Here is a 14,916-nt window from a genome sequence, read left to right as displayed (position 1 = left end):
TGCGCAAGCAGAAATCGTTCAGACAGATCGGCATCGGTTATTCGATCCCCAGAGCGCGGCGCACCGGCTTGAAGCTTTGACGGTATTCGGGCAGCGGACCCCGTTCGGCCAGAATGGCGAGGTGCTCCACCGTCGGATAGCCCTTGTGGCGGGCGAAACCGTACTCGGGATGGCGACAGTCCAGCTCGGTCATCTCGGCGTCCCGGGTCACCTTGGCGAGGATGGAGGCGGCGCTGATGGCGGCCACCAGGCTGTCCCCCTTGACCACGGCGCGGGCCTCCATCGGCAATCTGGGGCAGCGGTTGCCGTCGATGAAGACCAGCTCGGGCGTCACCTTGAGCCCCGCCACGGCGCGCTGCATCGCCAGCATGGTGGCGTGCAGGATGTTGAGCTCGTCGATTTCCGCCGGGCTGGCGCGGCCGATGGCATAGGCCAGCGCCTTCTCTTTGATCTCGCCAAACAGGGCGAGCCGCTTCTTCTCGGAGAGCTTCTTGGAATCGGCGAGGCCAAGGATGGGATTGGCAGGATCCAGGATCACCGCGGCGGTGACCACGTCACCCACCAGGGGGCCGCGACCCACCTCGTCCACCCCGGCAATCAGCTTGTCTTCGGGAATATCGATCGTCATCTCATAGCCTTGAATCAAAACCGGCCCCGCAGGGCCAGTATCAGCACAACATCACGCCTGACACACAGGCAGAGCCCACTAGCGTTCCAGCAGCGCGGCAACCGCTTCCGCTGCCTGCACATCCGCATTGCAGCGGATCTTCTCGTGCAACCGGGTGAAGGTGGCGATGAGCTCGCTGTTGTCATGGTCCAGCAGCTTGCTCACCTCTTCCACCAGGTTGGCCGGGGTGCACTCGTGCTGGATGAGCTCGGGCACCAGCATCTTGTCCGCCAGCAGGTTCGGCAGGGAGACATAATCCGTCTTCACCAGCCACTGGGCCAGCAAGTAGCTGAACGGTTTGAGCTTGTAACCCACCACCATGGGCTTTTTCACCAGCATGGCCTCGAGGGCCGCGGTGCCGGAGGCGAGCATCACCACGTCGGCGGCAATCATGGCCTCGCGGCCCTGGCCGTCCAGCAGCACCATGTCGAGCTCCGGGGCCACCTCGGCCTTGATGGCGAGGAACTGCTCGCGCCGTTTCTGGTTGACCAGAGGCACGATGAAACCGAGATCCGGGTTGTGCACCGTCAGGTGCTTGCACGCCTCGAGGAAGACCGGCGCCATGAAGCCCACTTCCGCCGTGCGACTCCCCGGCAGCACCGCCAGCCAGCGACGGGCGGGATCGATGCCGAGGGCCTCGCGCACCGCCCCTTGATCCGGGATCAGGGGAATGTCGTCCGCCATGGTGTGGCCGACGAAGCGACAGGGTGCATCGAAACGGTCGTAGAAGGCTTTCTCGAATGGCAGGAAGGCGAGCACCATGTCGGTGGCGGCCTTGATCTTGTGAATGCGGCCCTGACGCCAGGCCCAGACGGAGGGGCTGACATAGTGGACCGTCTTGATACCGGCGCGGCGCAGTTTCAGCTCCACCCCGATATTGAAATCCGGTGCATCCACACCGACGAAGATGTCGGGGGGATTGGCGATGAAGTGGCGCAGCAGTTCGCGGCGCACCTGGAGGATGCGGGGCAGACGGCCCAGCACCTCGGTGATGCCCATGACGGAAAGCTCCTCCATCTCGAACAGCGCCTTCACGCCGAGAGCCTGCATCCGCGGCCCGGCGATCCCTTCGAACTGCGCATCCGGGTAGCGGGCTTGCAGTTCGCGCACCAGCCCTGCGGCCAGGATGTCGCCGGAGGTCTCTCCGGCGACGATGCCGATGCGAATGGGATCAGGCACGGATGATCCCGCGCTCGTTGTCCTTGAGGAAATCCACATAGAGCTGGATGGCCGGTTCGCTCTGGGCCATCTCGCTCAGCACGGGCAACACCTCTTCAATGGTCTTGCCGGAGCGGAAGATCTCCTTGTAGGCGCGCTTGACGGCGGAGATCGCCTCGGCGCTGAAGCCACGACGACGCAGGCCTTCGGAGTTGACCCCGAACGGCTTGGCGTAGTTGCCGGCGGCCATCACGTAGGGCGGCACGTCCTTGTTCAGGGCAGCGCAGCCGCCGACGAAGGCGTGGGAGCCGACGCGGCCGAACTGGTGTATGGCAGACAGACCGCCGAAGATCACGAAGTCACCGATGTGCACATGGCCCGCCAGGGTGGCGTTGTTGGCGAAGATGCAGTTGTCACCGATGATGCAGTCGTGGGCCACGTGAACGTTGACCATGAACAGGTTGCCGCTACCCACCTTGGTCAGGCTCTGGTCCTGGGTGGTGCCGCGGTGCACGGTGCAGTTCTCGCGAAACACGTTGTTGTCGCCGATCTCGAGGAAGGTGCGCTCGCCGGCGTACTTCTTGTCCTGGCAATCCTCACCGATGGAGGTGTGCTGGAAGATCTTGTTGCCGCGACCGATCTTGGTCGGGCCCTTGATCACCACGTGGGAGCTCACCCAGGTGTTGTCACCGATTTCCACCTCGGCGCCGATGACGGTGAAGGGGCCGATTTCAACCCCTTTGCCGATGACGGCAGACTCATGGACGATGGCGGTGTCGTGGATGATGGCAGTCTGATCGATCACGGTTATACCTCGCGCTTGGCGCACATCAGTTCGGCAGTACAGACCACTTCACCGTCGACGGTGGCGACACCGGTGAACTTGGCGATGCCGCGACGCTCCTTCAGGAACTCCACATCCAGCACCAGCTGATCGCCGGGGCCCACCGGGCGCTTGAAGCGGGCATTGTCGATGGAGGCAAAGTAATAGAGCTCGTTGGGGGACGGCTTGCCCACCATGGTGAAGGCCAGGATACCGGTGGCCTGGGCCATGGCTTCCAGGATCAGCACGCCGGGGAAGACCGGCTTGGCCGGGAAGTGGCCCTGGAAGATCGGCTCGTTGAACGAGACGTTCTTGATGGCGCGCAGGGTCTTGCGCTCATCGCTGATCTCGTAGTTTTCCACCTTGTCCACCATCAGGAACGGATAACGGTGGGGCAGCAGATCCATGATTTCCTGGATGCCCAGGCTCTTCTTTTCAGTAGTCAAAACAGTACCCTATACCAATCGTGATTATTCTTGATCCAGCTTTTTCTCAAGCTTGCTCAACCGCTTGTGCATCTCTTCGATACGCATCACCCGGGCGGCGGTCTTGCGCCACTCTTTATTGGTTTGCAGGGGGATGCCGGAAGAGTAGATACCGGGCTCGGTGATGGGACGCATCACCATGGCCATGCCGGTGACGGTGGCCTGGTCGCAGATCTCCATGTGCCCGTTAAAGACGGAGGCACCACCAATGATACAGTATTTGCCGACCTTGAGACTACCGGCCATCACGGTGGAGCCCGCCACGGCAGTGCCGTAGCCGATCTCGACGTTGTGGGCGATCTGGCACTGGTTGTCGATGATGACGTTGTCAGCGATGCGGGTATCTTCCAGCGCACCGCGGTCGATGGTGGTGCAGGCACCGATCTCGACCCGGTTGCCGATGGTCACGCCACCGAGCTGGGGGATCTTGATCCACTCGCCGCGCTCGTTGGCATAACCGAAACCGTCTGCCCCGATCACGGTGCCGGCCTGTACCAGACAGTCCGTGCCCAGGGTCACGTTGTGATAGAGGGTAACGTTGGCCCACAACCGGGAGCGCGCTCCCAGTCGGGTATCCTTGCCAACGAAACAGCCCGGGCCGATACGCACATCGTCACCCAGCACGACGCCGGATTCGATCACCGCATTGGCACCGATGGCCACTCTCTCGCCCAGTTGCACGTCCGCCGCGATGACGGCGCTCGGATGGATATCCATGGCCGGCTGCGGGGTGGTGTCCAGCAGTTGGGCAACCCGTGCAAAGCCCACGTAGGGGTCCTTGAGCACCAGGGCGTTGGTGGGGCAAAACGGCAGGTCTGCCTCGGTGATGAGCACGGCAGTGGCCTTGCTCTGCTCCAGAAAATGCCGGTACTTCTTGTTGGACAGAAAGGCTATCTCCCCCTCCCCGGCTTTTTCCAGTGTCGCGACCTTGCGAATTTCCCGGGTCCCATCCCCATGGACCTCGGCCCCCAGTTGCTGGGCCAGCTGTGCGAGAGTGAATGCCATCAATTAGTTGCTCTTGCTAACCTGAGAAATAACCTGGCCGGAGATGTCCAGCTTGCTGGCTGCATACGGGGCGGCGTTGCGCTCCAGCACCAGATCGTAGCCATTGCTCTTGGCGATGGCGTCGATGGCAGCCTGCACCTTGGTCAGGATCTTGTTGCGCTCTTCGGACTGACGGCGACCGTTGTCCTGTTCAAACGCCTGACGCTTCTGGTTGAACTCCATCTGCAGCTTGGCCAGCTTCTCCTGGCTCTGCTTCTTCTGTTCGGCGCTCATGAAGGCTTCGTCCTTCTTGAACTTCTCGACCAGTGCCTGACCGTCGGACTCCAGCTTCTGCAGTTCACGCATGCGCGGTTCGAACTCGCCCTTCAGCTTCTTGGCAACGGCTTCACGCTGGGGCAGCTTTTGGAAGACTTCGCCCATGTCGACCACGGCAATCTTGGTCTCAGCGAAGGCAGAACCCATGCCGGCAGCCATCAGTGCAAAGCTCAAACCAGCTACTTTCAACGCTTTATTCACACTTACTCCTTGGTCCCTCGGTCGAGGGCTACCTGATTTACCTGATTGTGCAAGCGATCCACGAGATCGTCTTGTTACCTGGTGAGGCACGCAAACGCGCGACCCATCATGCTTCCCCCCGCCATGGCGGGGGGGCGTCCGCTCCCCTTAGAAGGTACGGCCGATGTTGAAGGAGAAGACTTCGGTGTCGTCCCCTTCGTATTTCTTGATTGGTCTTGCCAACACGAACACCAGCGGGCCCATGGGAGAGAGCCACTGCAGCGACAGGCCGGTCGACATCCGGATGTTGCTCGGGTCGGAGTAGTCCATCAGATAGTTGCAACCACTGAAGCAACGGTTCTGATACTGGCTGTAGTCGAAGTGGGTATCCCACACGGAACCGGCGTCGATGAAGAAGCTGGTCCGCAGCTGGGGCTGATAGGTCTCGGAGGCAAAGGGCGTCGGCACGATCATTTCCAGCGAGGCCACCGCCAGGGCGTTGCCCCCGACCGAGCTGTCAGTGCCCTGGATGACGTCGTTGCCACCCAGGTTGTAGTAGTAGAGCGCCTTCGGACCCACGGTGTTGCTCTTGAAACCACGCAGGGTGTCGAAGCCACCGGCGTAGTAGTTCTCGAAGAACGGCAGGACGTGCTCGTAGTCGCCATTGCTGCCATAGCCGTCGCCGTAGGAGGCACGGGCCTTGGCCAGCATGACCCACTTGTGGTCGGCATCAAACGGGAAGTAGTGGGCATCTTCGGCGTTGAGCTTGAAGTACTGCAGATCCATGCCGGGCACCGTCACCTTGGCGTTCACCCGCTGGCGGTCACCCGCGGTCGGGAACTGACCCTTGTTGAGGGTGGAGCGGGTCCAGCCGGCGGTGACGTCCACGGTGTTGAACACCATGCGGTTGTCGCCATCCAGATTGCCGCTGTAGACCTTCCAGAACTCGTCCACCTGTACATAGGGGTTGGGCTGGGAGAGTTTGTTGTTCTCGTAGCCCAGGCTGAAGTCGAGACGGTTGTTCTCGTTGACCGGGAAGCCGCTGGAGAGACGGAAACCGACGGTGGTGTTCTCGTAGTCCACGATGTTGGCGTCGGCCGCACTGAACTTGTTGTAGTAGAGACGGCCGCCCAGGCTCACCCCGTCCACGGTGAAGTAGGGGTCGTTATAGCTCAGGTCGACGCTCTTGGAGTAGTCGTTGGTGCTGGCGTTGATGCCGATCTTCTTGCCGGTCCCCATGAAGTTGTCCTGCTGCAGACCCGCCTGCAGGCTCAGACCCGACTCGGTGCCGTAGCCGATACCGGCGTTGATGGACCCCGCCGGCTGCTCCTTGACCTTGAAGTCCAGATCGACCTGGTCATCGCTGCCCGGCACCCGCTTGGTGTCCACTTCCGCGGTCTCGAAGAAGCCGAGGCGGTTGAGACGGGTCTTGGACTGCTCGACGTTGTCGGAGGAGAGCCAGGTGCCCTCCATCTGGCGCATCTCGCGACGCAGCACTTCGTCCTTGGTGGTGACGTTGCCGCTGAAGTTGATGTTGCGCACATAGACCCGGGGACCCGGCTCAACGTTGACGATGAGCTCCACTTCCTTGGTCTGGTCGTTGATCTGGGGGAAGGTGACCACTTTCGGATAGGCGTAGCCGTAACGGCCGAGGAACTTGGAGAGCACCTCTTCGGTATGGGTCACCTGACTGGCGGAGTAGACGCTGCCCGCCTCGATGGGGATGAGGCCCTTCATCTCGCCGCCGCGGTCGATGAGGTCGCCCTTGAGCTGGATGCCGGAAACCTTGTACTGCTCCCCTTCCTTGACGTTGAGGGTGACATAGACCCCCTTCTTGTCCGGGGTCATGGAGACCTGGGTGGACTCCTGGGTGAAGCGGATGTAGCCGCGGTCCATGTAGTAGGAGCGCAGCACTTCGATGTCACCGGCCAGCTTCTGCTTCTGGTAGCGCTGATCGCCGGTGAAGTTCCACCAGGGCACGTCGTCCTTGAGGGAGAGCTGGGCCAGCAGCTTCTCTTCCGGGAAGACGTTGTTGCCGACGATGTTGATCTGCTGGATCTTGGCCGCTTCCCCTTCCACGAAGGTGAACTTGAGGTCGACCCGGTTGCGCGGCAGCGGGGTGACGATGGCCTTGACCTTGGCGGAGTACTTGCCCACGCCGTAGTAGAAATCTTCCAGCCCTTTCTCGAGGGAGCTCAGCACGGTGCGATCCAGCGGATCACCTACGCGGATCCCGGAGGATTCCAGGCTCTGGGTCAGTTGCTCTTCCTTGATGTCCTTGTTGCCGGAGAACTCGATGCTGGAGATGGTCGGGCGCTCCTTGACCACCACTTGCAGCACCTGACCGTCGCGATAGACCTTGACGTCCTCGAAGTTCCCGGAGGCATAGAGCTTCTTGATGGCGTTCGCCAGGGACACGGAGTCGACGGAATCACCGACCCGCACCGGCAGATTCAACAGGGCGGCACCCAGGGTCACCCGCTGCAGGCCCTCGACCTGAATGTCTTGCACCACAAAAGAGGCCGGGGCAGCCTGAGCCAGGAAGCTGGCCCCCAGCAGGCAACTCAACACCAATGCTTTTTTAACAGCCATTTTGTTCTTATGTGTCCTTGTTGATGCTCTGGCCTCAGAGGCGAGCGAAATCATTAAACAGCGCAATGCCCATCAGTAACATCAGAATGGCGGCGCCTATCCTGAACCCAACTTCCTGAATTTTTTCCGATACCGGCTTGCCGGTGATCGCCTCGATGAGGAAATAGACCAGATGGCCACCATCGAGCACCGGCAGGGGGAACAGGTTGATGATCCCCAGGTTGACGCTGATGAGCGCCAGGAATCCGAGGAAATAGACCAACCCGTAATCGGCGCTGCTGCCGGCCCCCTTGGCGATGGAGATGGGGCCGCTCAGGTTGTCCAAAGAGACGATGCCACCGATCAGCTTGCCTATCATGTCGAAGGTCAGGGTGATCAGGCTCCAGGTCTTCTGGACCCCATGCCACAGGGCTTGCAAAGGCCCATACTGTAACAGAGTTCGATACTCATCCGGTAATGGAACCAGTTGCGGCGACAAGCCCACAAAACCGACCAGCTGGCCCTTCACTTTCTTTCCGTCCGGGGTCAGGGTCAGGGTCATCTCGCTGCCCCCGCGCTCCACCGTCACCTGCAGCGGCTGCGCCGGTGACTGCTGGACACGCTCGACAAACTGGGCCCATTCGGTGATGGCCTCTCCATCGACCCCCTTGATGCGATCCCCTATCTGAAGGCCAGCCTTCTCGCTGGCGCTCGACGGCACCACGGCCTCCACCACGGGCAGCACCTTGCCACCGAGGGGCACTATCCCGAGGCTGCCAATGGGAGACTCCTTGTCGGGGTCAAACTTCCAGCCTGCCAGCTGCAGGGTCTTGTCCACTGCATAGCTGGTGTTGGCCGCCTTGAGCTTGAGCTGGACCGAGTCATCGCCAAGGTGGCTGATGAGGGCGTAGGTGACGCTCTCCCAGTCACCGGTCTCCTCGCCGCCGACGCCGACGATCTCCATGCCTGGCAGGATGCCGGCCTCTGCCACGATGGAGGCGGGACGCACCTCGCCCACCACGGGTTTGACGCTCGGCACCCCTATCATGAACATCAGCCAGAAGGCGAACAGGGCGAACACGAAGTTTGCCATGGGGCCGGCCGCGACGATGGCCATCCGGGCCCAGACGCTCTTGTGGTTGAAGGCCTGCGCCTCCTCCCCGGGTTTGAGTTCGTCGACCCGGCCATCCAGCATCTTGACGTAACCGCCAAGGGGGATCAGGGCCAGCACGTATTCGGTGCCATCCTTGCCAAGGCGACGCCAGATGGCCTTGCCAAAGCCGATGGAGAAGCGCTCCACCTTGACGCCGCAACGACGAGCCACCCAGAAGTGGCCAAATTCATGCACCGCCACCAGCAGCCCGAGGGCCACGATGAAGGCGCCGATATTCCACAGAAGCCCGCCCATCAGCCGCGTACCTCGCGGTCATGTCCAGTCCTGCGCTCGAGAGCATGGAGAGGGGCTGGCTGCCACCACAGTCCGTTCATACGGCAAGCTCCTTTATCAGTTGCTGGGCACGGGCTCGGGCCGTACCGTCCAGGGCGATGAGATCCGCCAGAGAGCCGGCAGCACTGCTGCCCAGCTCGGCCATGACGGATTCGTTGACTCTGGCAATATCCATAAATCCGATCCGCTCTGCAAGAAAAGCCGCGACGGCCTCCTCGTTGGCGGCATTGAGGGAGGTGGTCGCCCCCTGCCCCTGCTGGCACGCCCTCATGGCCAGCGCCAGACAGGGATAGCGCTCATAGTCGGGCCGGATAAAGCTGAACTCTCCGACACTGAAGAAATCCAAAGGTTCCACACCGGACTCGATCCGTTCCGGATAGGCCAGAGCGTGGGCAATGGGAGTACACATGTCCGGGTTGCCGAGCTGGGCCAGCACGGAGCCATCCTTGTACTGCACCATGGAGTGAATGACGGACTGGGGGTGGATCACCACCTGGATCTGCTCGGGGGCCGCATTGAACAGCCAGCGCGCCTCGATGTACTCCAGCCCCTTGTTCATCATGGTGGCGGAGTCCACCGAGATCTTGGCCCCCATGGACCAGTTGGGATGGGCAATGGCTTGCGCCGGGGTGACATGGTGCAGTTCGCCCACATCAGCATAGCGGAAAGGTCCACCGGAGCCGGTCAGCAGGATCTTGCTGATCCCCGCCCCGGCCAGATCGCAGAAACCGGGCTGGCGCTGCACGTCGACCGGCAGGCACTGGAAGATGGCGTTGTGTTCGCTGTCGATGGGGAGCAGCTCGGCGCCGTGCTCGCGCACCGCCTCCATGAAGAAGGCTCCGGACATCACCAGCGCCTCCTTGTTGGCCAGCAGAATGCGCTTGCCGGCGCGCACGGCAGCCATGGTGGGTGCCAGACCCGCCGCACCGACGATGGCCGCCATCACGCTGTGGGCATCGGGGTGAGCAGCCACGTCGCACAGGGCTGCCTGACCGGACAACACCCGGGTGGTGCTGCCGTGAGCCTTGAGCCGACCCGCCAGATCACTGGCGGCGCCTTCGTCCACCATGACGGCGAACCGGGGGGAGAATTCGAGACAGTCGCGCAGCATGGCGTCCACGCTGCGGGCAGCGGTCAGCGCCAGCACCTGCCAGCGCCCGGGGTTGTGGCGCAGTACCTTGAGGGTGCTCTGACCGATGGAGCCTGACGCTCCCAGGATCACCAGGTTTTGCATCAAGACTCCTGATTGGGTAACAGACTGATGGAGCGGGACGCTCCCGGGATCATCAGTGCGCGAAACATCAAAACTCCGGACCGAGCAACAGGTAGCTGAGCAGGAAGACGGGCAGCGCCGCCGTCAGGCTGTCGATGCGATCGAGAATGCCCCCATGGCCCGGCAACAGGGTGCCGGAATCCTTGATGCCGGCTTCCCGCTTGAACATGCTCTCGGCCAGATCGCCGAGCACGGAGGCCAGCACCGCCAGCAGGGAACAGAGCAGCACGGTGCCCATCTTGGCAGGCACGAAGCCCATGAACCAGGTCACGCCGATGGCCAGCAGGCTGGCGGTAAACAGCCCACCCAGCATGCCTTCGATGGTTTTACCCGGGCTCACGGCCGGTGCCAGCTTGTGTTTGCCGAACGCCTTGCCGAAAAAATACGCGCCAGAATCTGCCGCCCAGACCAGTCCCATCACGAACAGCAGGATCCAGGCCCCCATCATGGGGTCGTGGTAGAAGTTGTAACCGCGAATGGCCACCAGGGACCAGAAGAAGGGAACCAGGGTCACCAGACCGAACAGGGATTTGAGCCAGATGGATTCACGCCACAGCCTGGCGCTTTGCGGGTAGCGCAGCACCAGCAGCAGCCCCAGCAGCCACCAGCTGACGGCGGTCCAGAGCACGCCCATCACCAGCGGATGCAGTTGGGGGATCCAGAGTTGCTCCACGGGCACCCAGAACAGGCTGGCCCCCAGCAGCAGACAGAACACCAGCGGCAACCACTGTTGCGGCTGGGCAGTGACGAAGGCACTCCACTCACGGCTGGCCAGCAGAAAGACCAGGGCGGCGAGCAGGGCAAAGAATTTCAACGGCAGAAAAAACAGCGCCCCCAACACCAGGGGTACTAACAGTAATGCGGTAATAATTCGTTGTTTTAGCAAAAGAAACCTCTCTCTTGGGAGCGGGGTTTAGCCGGTCTGTTGCGCGGCGATCAATTCCCGGATCTGTTCACCCGTACACCCGAAGCGACGCTCGCGAGCAACGAAGGAGGCAACTGCCCCACTGAACTCGGCCTCGTCAAAATCGGGCCACAGGACCGGGGTAAAATAGAGTTCGGCATAGGCGAGCTGCCAAAGGACAAAGTTGCTGATGCGATGATCCCCGCCGGTGCGGATCAGCAGATCCACGGGGGGAAGATCAGCCATGCAGACATGACGACCCAATGCCGCCTCATCGACCGCCTCGGCATCCAGTTCACCCGCCGCCACGGCCCGTGCCAGGGTCCGGGCCGCCTGGGCGATGTCCCACTGACCGCCATAGTTGGCGGCGATATTGAGGGTCAATCCCTGATTGTTGGCGGTCAGGGCCTCGGCCTTGGCGATCTTGGCCTGCAGCCGCTCGCTGAAGCGGGCAGTGTCGCCAATCACCCGAAGGCGAATGCCGTTGCTGTGCAACTTGCTCACCTCGCGACCCAGCACCGTCATGAACAACTCCATCAGGGCGTTTACTTCCCCTTCCGGACGGCGCCAGTTCTCGCTGGAAAACGCAAACAGGGTCAGCGCCTCCATCTTGGCGCGGGCGGCAAAGGCCACGGCCTCACGCACGGATTTCACGCCCGCCTTGTGCCCGGAAACCCGCATCTTGCCGCGGTTCTGGGCCCAGCGACCATTGCCATCCATGATGATGGCGACGTGACGAGGCAAGGACGAGCTGGCGCTATCGCCTAGCGCTGCCAAAAGCGACATTCATTTCTCCCACAAAGACAAAAGCGCCGTGCAGGGGCACTACACGGCGCTCGTAATATACCTGTCGGAGGCTTAGATTTCCATTAGCTCCTTTTCCTTCACAACCAGGGCGTCATCCACCAGCTTGATGAAGGTATCGGTCAGCTTCTGGATCTCTTCCTGGGCGCGACGGTCGTCGTCTTCGGAGATCTCTTTCTCTTTCAGCAGGGCTTTCAGATCGGCGTTGGCATCGCGACGGATGTTGCGAATGGCAACCCGGGCACCTTCGGCTTCGGCACGGACGATCTTGGTCAGATCACGGCGACGCTCTTCGGTCAGCGGCGGCAGCGGCACGCGCAGAGTCTGGCCGTTGCTGGACGGGTTCAGGCCCAGATCGGAGGTCAGGATGGCTTTTTCCACCGCCTGGATCATGGAGCGATCGAAGATGGAGATGGAGAGAGTACGGGCATCTTCTGCCACCACGTTGGCCAACTGCTTCAGAGGAGTGGCAGCACCGTAATACTCCACCTGGATGCCGTCGAGCAGGCTCGGGTGAGCACGGCCGGTACGGATCTTGGACATCTGGGTCTTCAGCGACTCTACGCTTTTGCCCATGCGGTCCTTGGCGTCGTTTTTAATCTCGTTGATCACAGTGGTTTTCCTTTTGGCGAACGAGCCGACAGGCGGCTCGTATCTATCTTGTTGACTGGCGTAATGGACAAGCGAGCCTGGGGCTCACACTTGCCTTACTTGCTGGCCTGGTGGATCAGGGTACCTTCCGGCTCACCCATGATCACGCGGCGCAGCGCGCCCGGTTTGTTCATGTTGAACACCCGGATCGGCAGATCGTGGTCGCGGGCCAGGGTAAAAGCAGCAAGATCCATCACTTTGAGTTCTTTTTCAAGAACTTCATCATAACTCAGTTCCTGATAGAGCACGGCATCCGGGTTCTTGACCGGGTCATCGGTGAACACGCCATCGACCTTGGTGGCTTTCAGCACGACGTCGGCTTCGATCTCGATACCGCGCAGGCAGGCTGCCGAGTCGGTGGTAAAGAAGGGGTTGCCGGTACCGGCAGAGAAGATCACCACCTTGCCGGCGCGCAGCTGGCTGATGGCTTCGGCCCAGCTGTAGGAGTCGCAGACCCCTTGCAGGGAGATGGCCGACATCAGGCGGGCATTCACATAAGCACGATGCAGGGCATCACGCATGGCCAGGCCGTTCATGACGGTCGCCAGCATGCCCATGTGGTCACCCACCACGCGATTCATGCCTGCCTTGGCAAGGCCGGCACCACGGAACAGGTTGCCGCCACCGATGACCAGACCGACCTGAACACCCAGCTCAACCAGCTCTTTGATCTCTTGGGCCATCCGTTCCAGCACCGCCGGATCAATGCCGAAACCCTCGGATCCTTGCAGGGCTTCACCACTCAACTTCAGAAGAACACGTCTGTATGCAGGCTTGGGATTGGTACTCATGTCACTGATTCCTGGTCATATAAAGACCGCGACATAAGTCGCGGTCTGGGGAAACGGAAAAACCGGTTCGATTAGGCCTTCTGAGCGGCCGCGATCTGGGCTGCTACTTCAGCAGCGAAGTCGGTCTCTTGCTTCTCGATGCCTTCGCCCACTTCGAAACGGGTGAAGGAAACAACGTCAGCGCCTTCTTTCTTCAGCAGCTCGGCAACGGTCATGGAAGGATCTTTCACGAACGGTTGACCAGTCAGGGAAACCTCACCGGTGAACTTCTTCATGCGGCCTTCAACCATCTTCTCGGCGATCTCTTTCGGCTTGCCGGAGTTGATGGCGATGTCGATCTGGATTTCGCGCTCTTTGGCAACGACTTCAGCAGACACGTCTTCCGGTTTGACGAATTGCGGGCTGTTGGCAGCAACGTGCATGGCCAGATCTTTGGCCAGCTCGTCGGTACCGCCAACCAGCTTGGTGATAACACCGATGCGGGAGCCGTGAACGTAGGTGCCCAGGTTGTCACCTTCAACCAGCATCACGCGACGCAGGTTCATGTTCTCACCGATCTTGGCGATCAGGTTGGTGATGGTCAGCTCGACGGACTCGCCGTTGCCGAAATCGGCGGCTTTCAGCGCGTCAACGTCAGCGATTTTCTGGGTAGCAGCGATCTCGACGATCTTCTGACCCATGGCCAGGAAACCGGCATCCTTGGAAACGAAGTCAGTCTCGCAGTTCAGCTCGATCATGACGGCAACGTTGCCTTCGGTACGGGCGAAGATCACACCTTCAGCGGCGATACGGCCAGCTTTCTTGGCGGCCTTGGCCTGACCGGATTTACGCATGTTCTCGATAGCCAGCTCGATATCACCGTTGGCTTCTTCCAGCGCTTTTTTGCAATCCATCATGCCAGCGGCGGTGCGCTCGCGCAGTTCTTTTACCAGGGCGGCAGAAATGTTTGCCATGTCCAGTATCCTCGGTCTTGAATTGACAAGAAACAGGGGCCACAAGGGCCCCTGCTAACCAATTACATCAGCTTGGTTAATAAGGGCTTTTCAGTCCTTATCAATTACTCAGCTTCAACGAAGCCATCTTGTTCGGCTTGAACAACGATGTCCTGCTCGCGGGCTTCCAGAACGGTGTCAGCAGCAGCGTTCAGGTACAGCTGTACGGCACGGATAGCGTCGTCGTTACCCGGGATGACATAGTCAACGCCGTCCGGGTTGGAGTTGGTATCAACGATGGAAACTACCGGGATACCCAGGTTGTTGGCTTCTTTGATAGCGATGTGCTCGTGGTCGGCATCGACAACGAACAGAACGTCAGGCAGGCCGCCCATGTTCTTGATACCACCCAGGCTCTTCTCCAGCTTTTCCATTTCGCGAGTACGCATCAGCGCCTCTTTCTTGGTCAGCTTGTCGAAGGTACCGTCTTCGCTCTGGGTTTCCAGATCTTTCAGGCGCTTGATGGACTGACGAACGGTTTTCCAGTTGGTCAGCATGCCGCCCAGCCAGCGGTGGTTAACATAGAACTGGTCGCAACGCTCAGCGGCTTCTTTGACGGCTTCAGACGCGGCACGCTTGGTACCTACGAACAGTACCTTGCCTTTCTTGGCAGCTACGGAGCTGATGAAGTTCATGGCATCGTCAAACATCGGAACGGTTTTTTCCAGGTTGATGATGTGAACTTTGCTGCGGGCGCCGAAGATGTAGGACTTCATTTTCGGGTTCCAGTAACGAGTCTGGTGACCGAAGTGAACGCCGGCTTGCAGCATGTCGCGCATAGAAACTTTAGCCATTTTATACCTCTGTATTGGGGTTAGGCCTCCACACATCCCATATAACCGACCCGTTA

At 60.6% G+C, this 14,916-nt stretch carries 15 protein-coding genes; all 15 read right to left on the bottom strand.

Going from position 1 to position 14,916, the window contains the following annotated elements; all coding sequences use genetic code 11:
• Positions 1 to 37 precede the first annotated feature (37 nt).
• Positions 38 to 628, bottom strand: coding sequence for a ribonuclease HII (gene rnhB / locus AB5Y80_RS01050; RefSeq protein WP_368172418.1), 591 nt, complete (start codon positions 626 to 628; stop codon positions 38 to 40).
• Between the two features lie 78 nt (positions 629 to 706).
• Positions 707 to 1,846: a lipid-A-disaccharide synthase gene (gene lpxB / locus AB5Y80_RS01045; RefSeq protein ID WP_279988935.1), complete on the bottom strand. Its 1,140-nt coding sequence runs from the start codon at positions 1,844 to 1,846 to the stop codon at positions 707 to 709.
• Positions 1,839 to 2,630, bottom strand: a complete 792-nt coding sequence (lpxA, locus tag AB5Y80_RS01040) for an acyl-ACP--UDP-N-acetylglucosamine O-acyltransferase (RefSeq protein WP_010673415.1) — start codon at positions 2,628 to 2,630, stop codon at positions 1,839 to 1,841. The genes lpxB and lpxA overlap by 8 nt, the downstream gene beginning before the upstream one ends.
• A 2-nt stretch (positions 2,631 to 2,632) precedes the next feature.
• Complete coding sequence (gene fabZ, locus AB5Y80_RS01035; RefSeq protein ID WP_010673414.1) at positions 2,633 to 3,094, bottom strand: 3-hydroxyacyl-ACP dehydratase FabZ; 462 nt, start codon at positions 3,092 to 3,094, stop codon at positions 2,633 to 2,635.
• 24 nt (positions 3,095 to 3,118) lie between these two features.
• On the bottom strand, positions 3,119 to 4,138 hold the full coding sequence (lpxD, locus tag AB5Y80_RS01030) for a UDP-3-O-(3-hydroxymyristoyl)glucosamine N-acyltransferase (RefSeq protein WP_039039449.1): 1,020 nt from the start codon (positions 4,136 to 4,138) through the stop codon (positions 3,119 to 3,121).
• A gap of 3 nt (positions 4,139 to 4,141) precedes the next feature.
• Positions 4,142 to 4,654, bottom strand: a complete 513-nt coding sequence (locus tag AB5Y80_RS01025; protein WP_029313943.1) for an OmpH family outer membrane protein — start codon at positions 4,652 to 4,654, stop codon at positions 4,142 to 4,144.
• A 147-nt stretch (positions 4,655 to 4,801) separates the two neighbouring features.
• The gene (gene bamA / locus AB5Y80_RS01020; protein WP_041214690.1) at positions 4,802 to 7,225 is read right to left on the bottom strand and encodes an outer membrane protein assembly factor BamA; all 2,424 of its coding nucleotides are present in this window, start codon (positions 7,223 to 7,225) and stop codon (positions 4,802 to 4,804) included.
• Between the two features lie 34 nt (positions 7,226 to 7,259).
• Complete coding sequence (gene rseP / locus AB5Y80_RS01015; protein WP_039039430.1) at positions 7,260 to 8,612, bottom strand: sigma E protease regulator RseP; 1,353 nt, start codon at positions 8,610 to 8,612, stop codon at positions 7,260 to 7,262.
• A gap of 76 nt (positions 8,613 to 8,688) precedes the next feature.
• Entirely contained in the window at positions 8,689 to 9,885 is a 1,197-nt protein-coding gene (gene ispC / locus AB5Y80_RS01010) for a 1-deoxy-D-xylulose-5-phosphate reductoisomerase (RefSeq protein ID WP_042864260.1), read from the bottom strand.
• 67 nt (positions 9,886 to 9,952) lie between these two features.
• Positions 9,953 to 10,810, bottom strand: a complete 858-nt coding sequence (locus tag AB5Y80_RS01005; RefSeq protein ID WP_039039428.1) for a phosphatidate cytidylyltransferase — start codon at positions 10,808 to 10,810, stop codon at positions 9,953 to 9,955.
• A gap of 27 nt (positions 10,811 to 10,837) precedes the next feature.
• Complete coding sequence (uppS, locus tag AB5Y80_RS01000; protein ID WP_039039427.1) at positions 10,838 to 11,614, bottom strand: polyprenyl diphosphate synthase; 777 nt, start codon at positions 11,612 to 11,614, stop codon at positions 10,838 to 10,840.
• Between the two features lie 72 nt (positions 11,615 to 11,686).
• Positions 11,687 to 12,244, bottom strand: coding sequence for a ribosome recycling factor (frr, locus tag AB5Y80_RS00995; protein WP_010673406.1), 558 nt, complete (start codon positions 12,242 to 12,244; stop codon positions 11,687 to 11,689).
• A gap of 95 nt (positions 12,245 to 12,339) precedes the next feature.
• Positions 12,340 to 13,074: a UMP kinase gene (pyrH, locus tag AB5Y80_RS00990; RefSeq protein ID WP_010673405.1), complete on the bottom strand. Its 735-nt coding sequence runs from the start codon at positions 13,072 to 13,074 to the stop codon at positions 12,340 to 12,342.
• Between the two features lie 71 nt (positions 13,075 to 13,145).
• Positions 13,146 to 14,027 carry a translation elongation factor Ts gene (gene tsf, locus AB5Y80_RS00985; RefSeq protein WP_010673404.1) on the bottom strand — a complete coding sequence of 294 codons (882 nt, stop codon included), beginning with the start codon at positions 14,025 to 14,027 and terminating at the stop codon, positions 13,146 to 13,148.
• 104 nt (positions 14,028 to 14,131) lie between these two features.
• Positions 14,132 to 14,860 carry a 30S ribosomal protein S2 gene (rpsB, locus tag AB5Y80_RS00980; protein ID WP_010673403.1) on the bottom strand — a complete coding sequence of 243 codons (729 nt, stop codon included), beginning with the start codon at positions 14,858 to 14,860 and terminating at the stop codon, positions 14,132 to 14,134.
• Positions 14,861 to 14,916: the final 56 nt, after the last annotated feature.

The organism is Aeromonas sp. R2-1 (genome assembly GCF_040908425.1).
Taxonomy (GTDB): domain Bacteria; phylum Pseudomonadota; class Gammaproteobacteria; order Enterobacterales; family Aeromonadaceae; genus Aeromonas; species Aeromonas caviae.
This window is presented reverse-complemented; position numbering and strand designations above follow the sequence as displayed.

Excerpts from the sequence above, each read along its gene's own strand:
- rnhB (WP_368172418.1), bottom strand. The coding sequence starts at position 628 with ATGACGATCGATATTCCCGAAGACAAGCTGATTGCCGGGGTGGACGAG.
- lpxD (WP_039039449.1), bottom strand. The coding sequence starts at position 4,138 with ATGGCATTCACTCTCGCACAGCTGGCCCAGCAACTGGGGGCCGAGGTC.
- bamA (WP_041214690.1), bottom strand. The coding sequence starts at position 7,225 with ATGGCTGTTAAAAAAGCATTGGTGTTGAGTTGCCTGCTGGGGGCCAGC.
- rseP (WP_039039430.1), bottom strand. The coding sequence starts at position 8,612 with ATGGGCGGGCTTCTGTGGAATATCGGCGCCTTCATCGTGGCCCTCGGG.
- ispC (WP_042864260.1), bottom strand. The coding sequence starts at position 9,885 with ATGCAAAACCTGGTGATCCTGGGAGCGTCAGGCTCCATCGGTCAGAGC.
- uppS (WP_039039427.1), bottom strand. The coding sequence starts at position 11,614 with ATGTCGCTTTTGGCAGCGCTAGGCGATAGCGCCAGCTCGTCCTTGCCT.
- pyrH (WP_010673405.1), bottom strand. The coding sequence starts at position 13,074 with ATGAGTACCAATCCCAAGCCTGCATACAGACGTGTTCTTCTGAAGTTG.
- tsf (WP_010673404.1), bottom strand. The coding sequence starts at position 14,027 with ATGGCAAACATTTCTGCCGCCCTGGTAAAAGAACTGCGCGAGCGCACC.
- rpsB (WP_010673403.1), bottom strand. The coding sequence starts at position 14,860 with ATGGCTAAAGTTTCTATGCGCGACATGCTGCAAGCCGGCGTTCACTTC.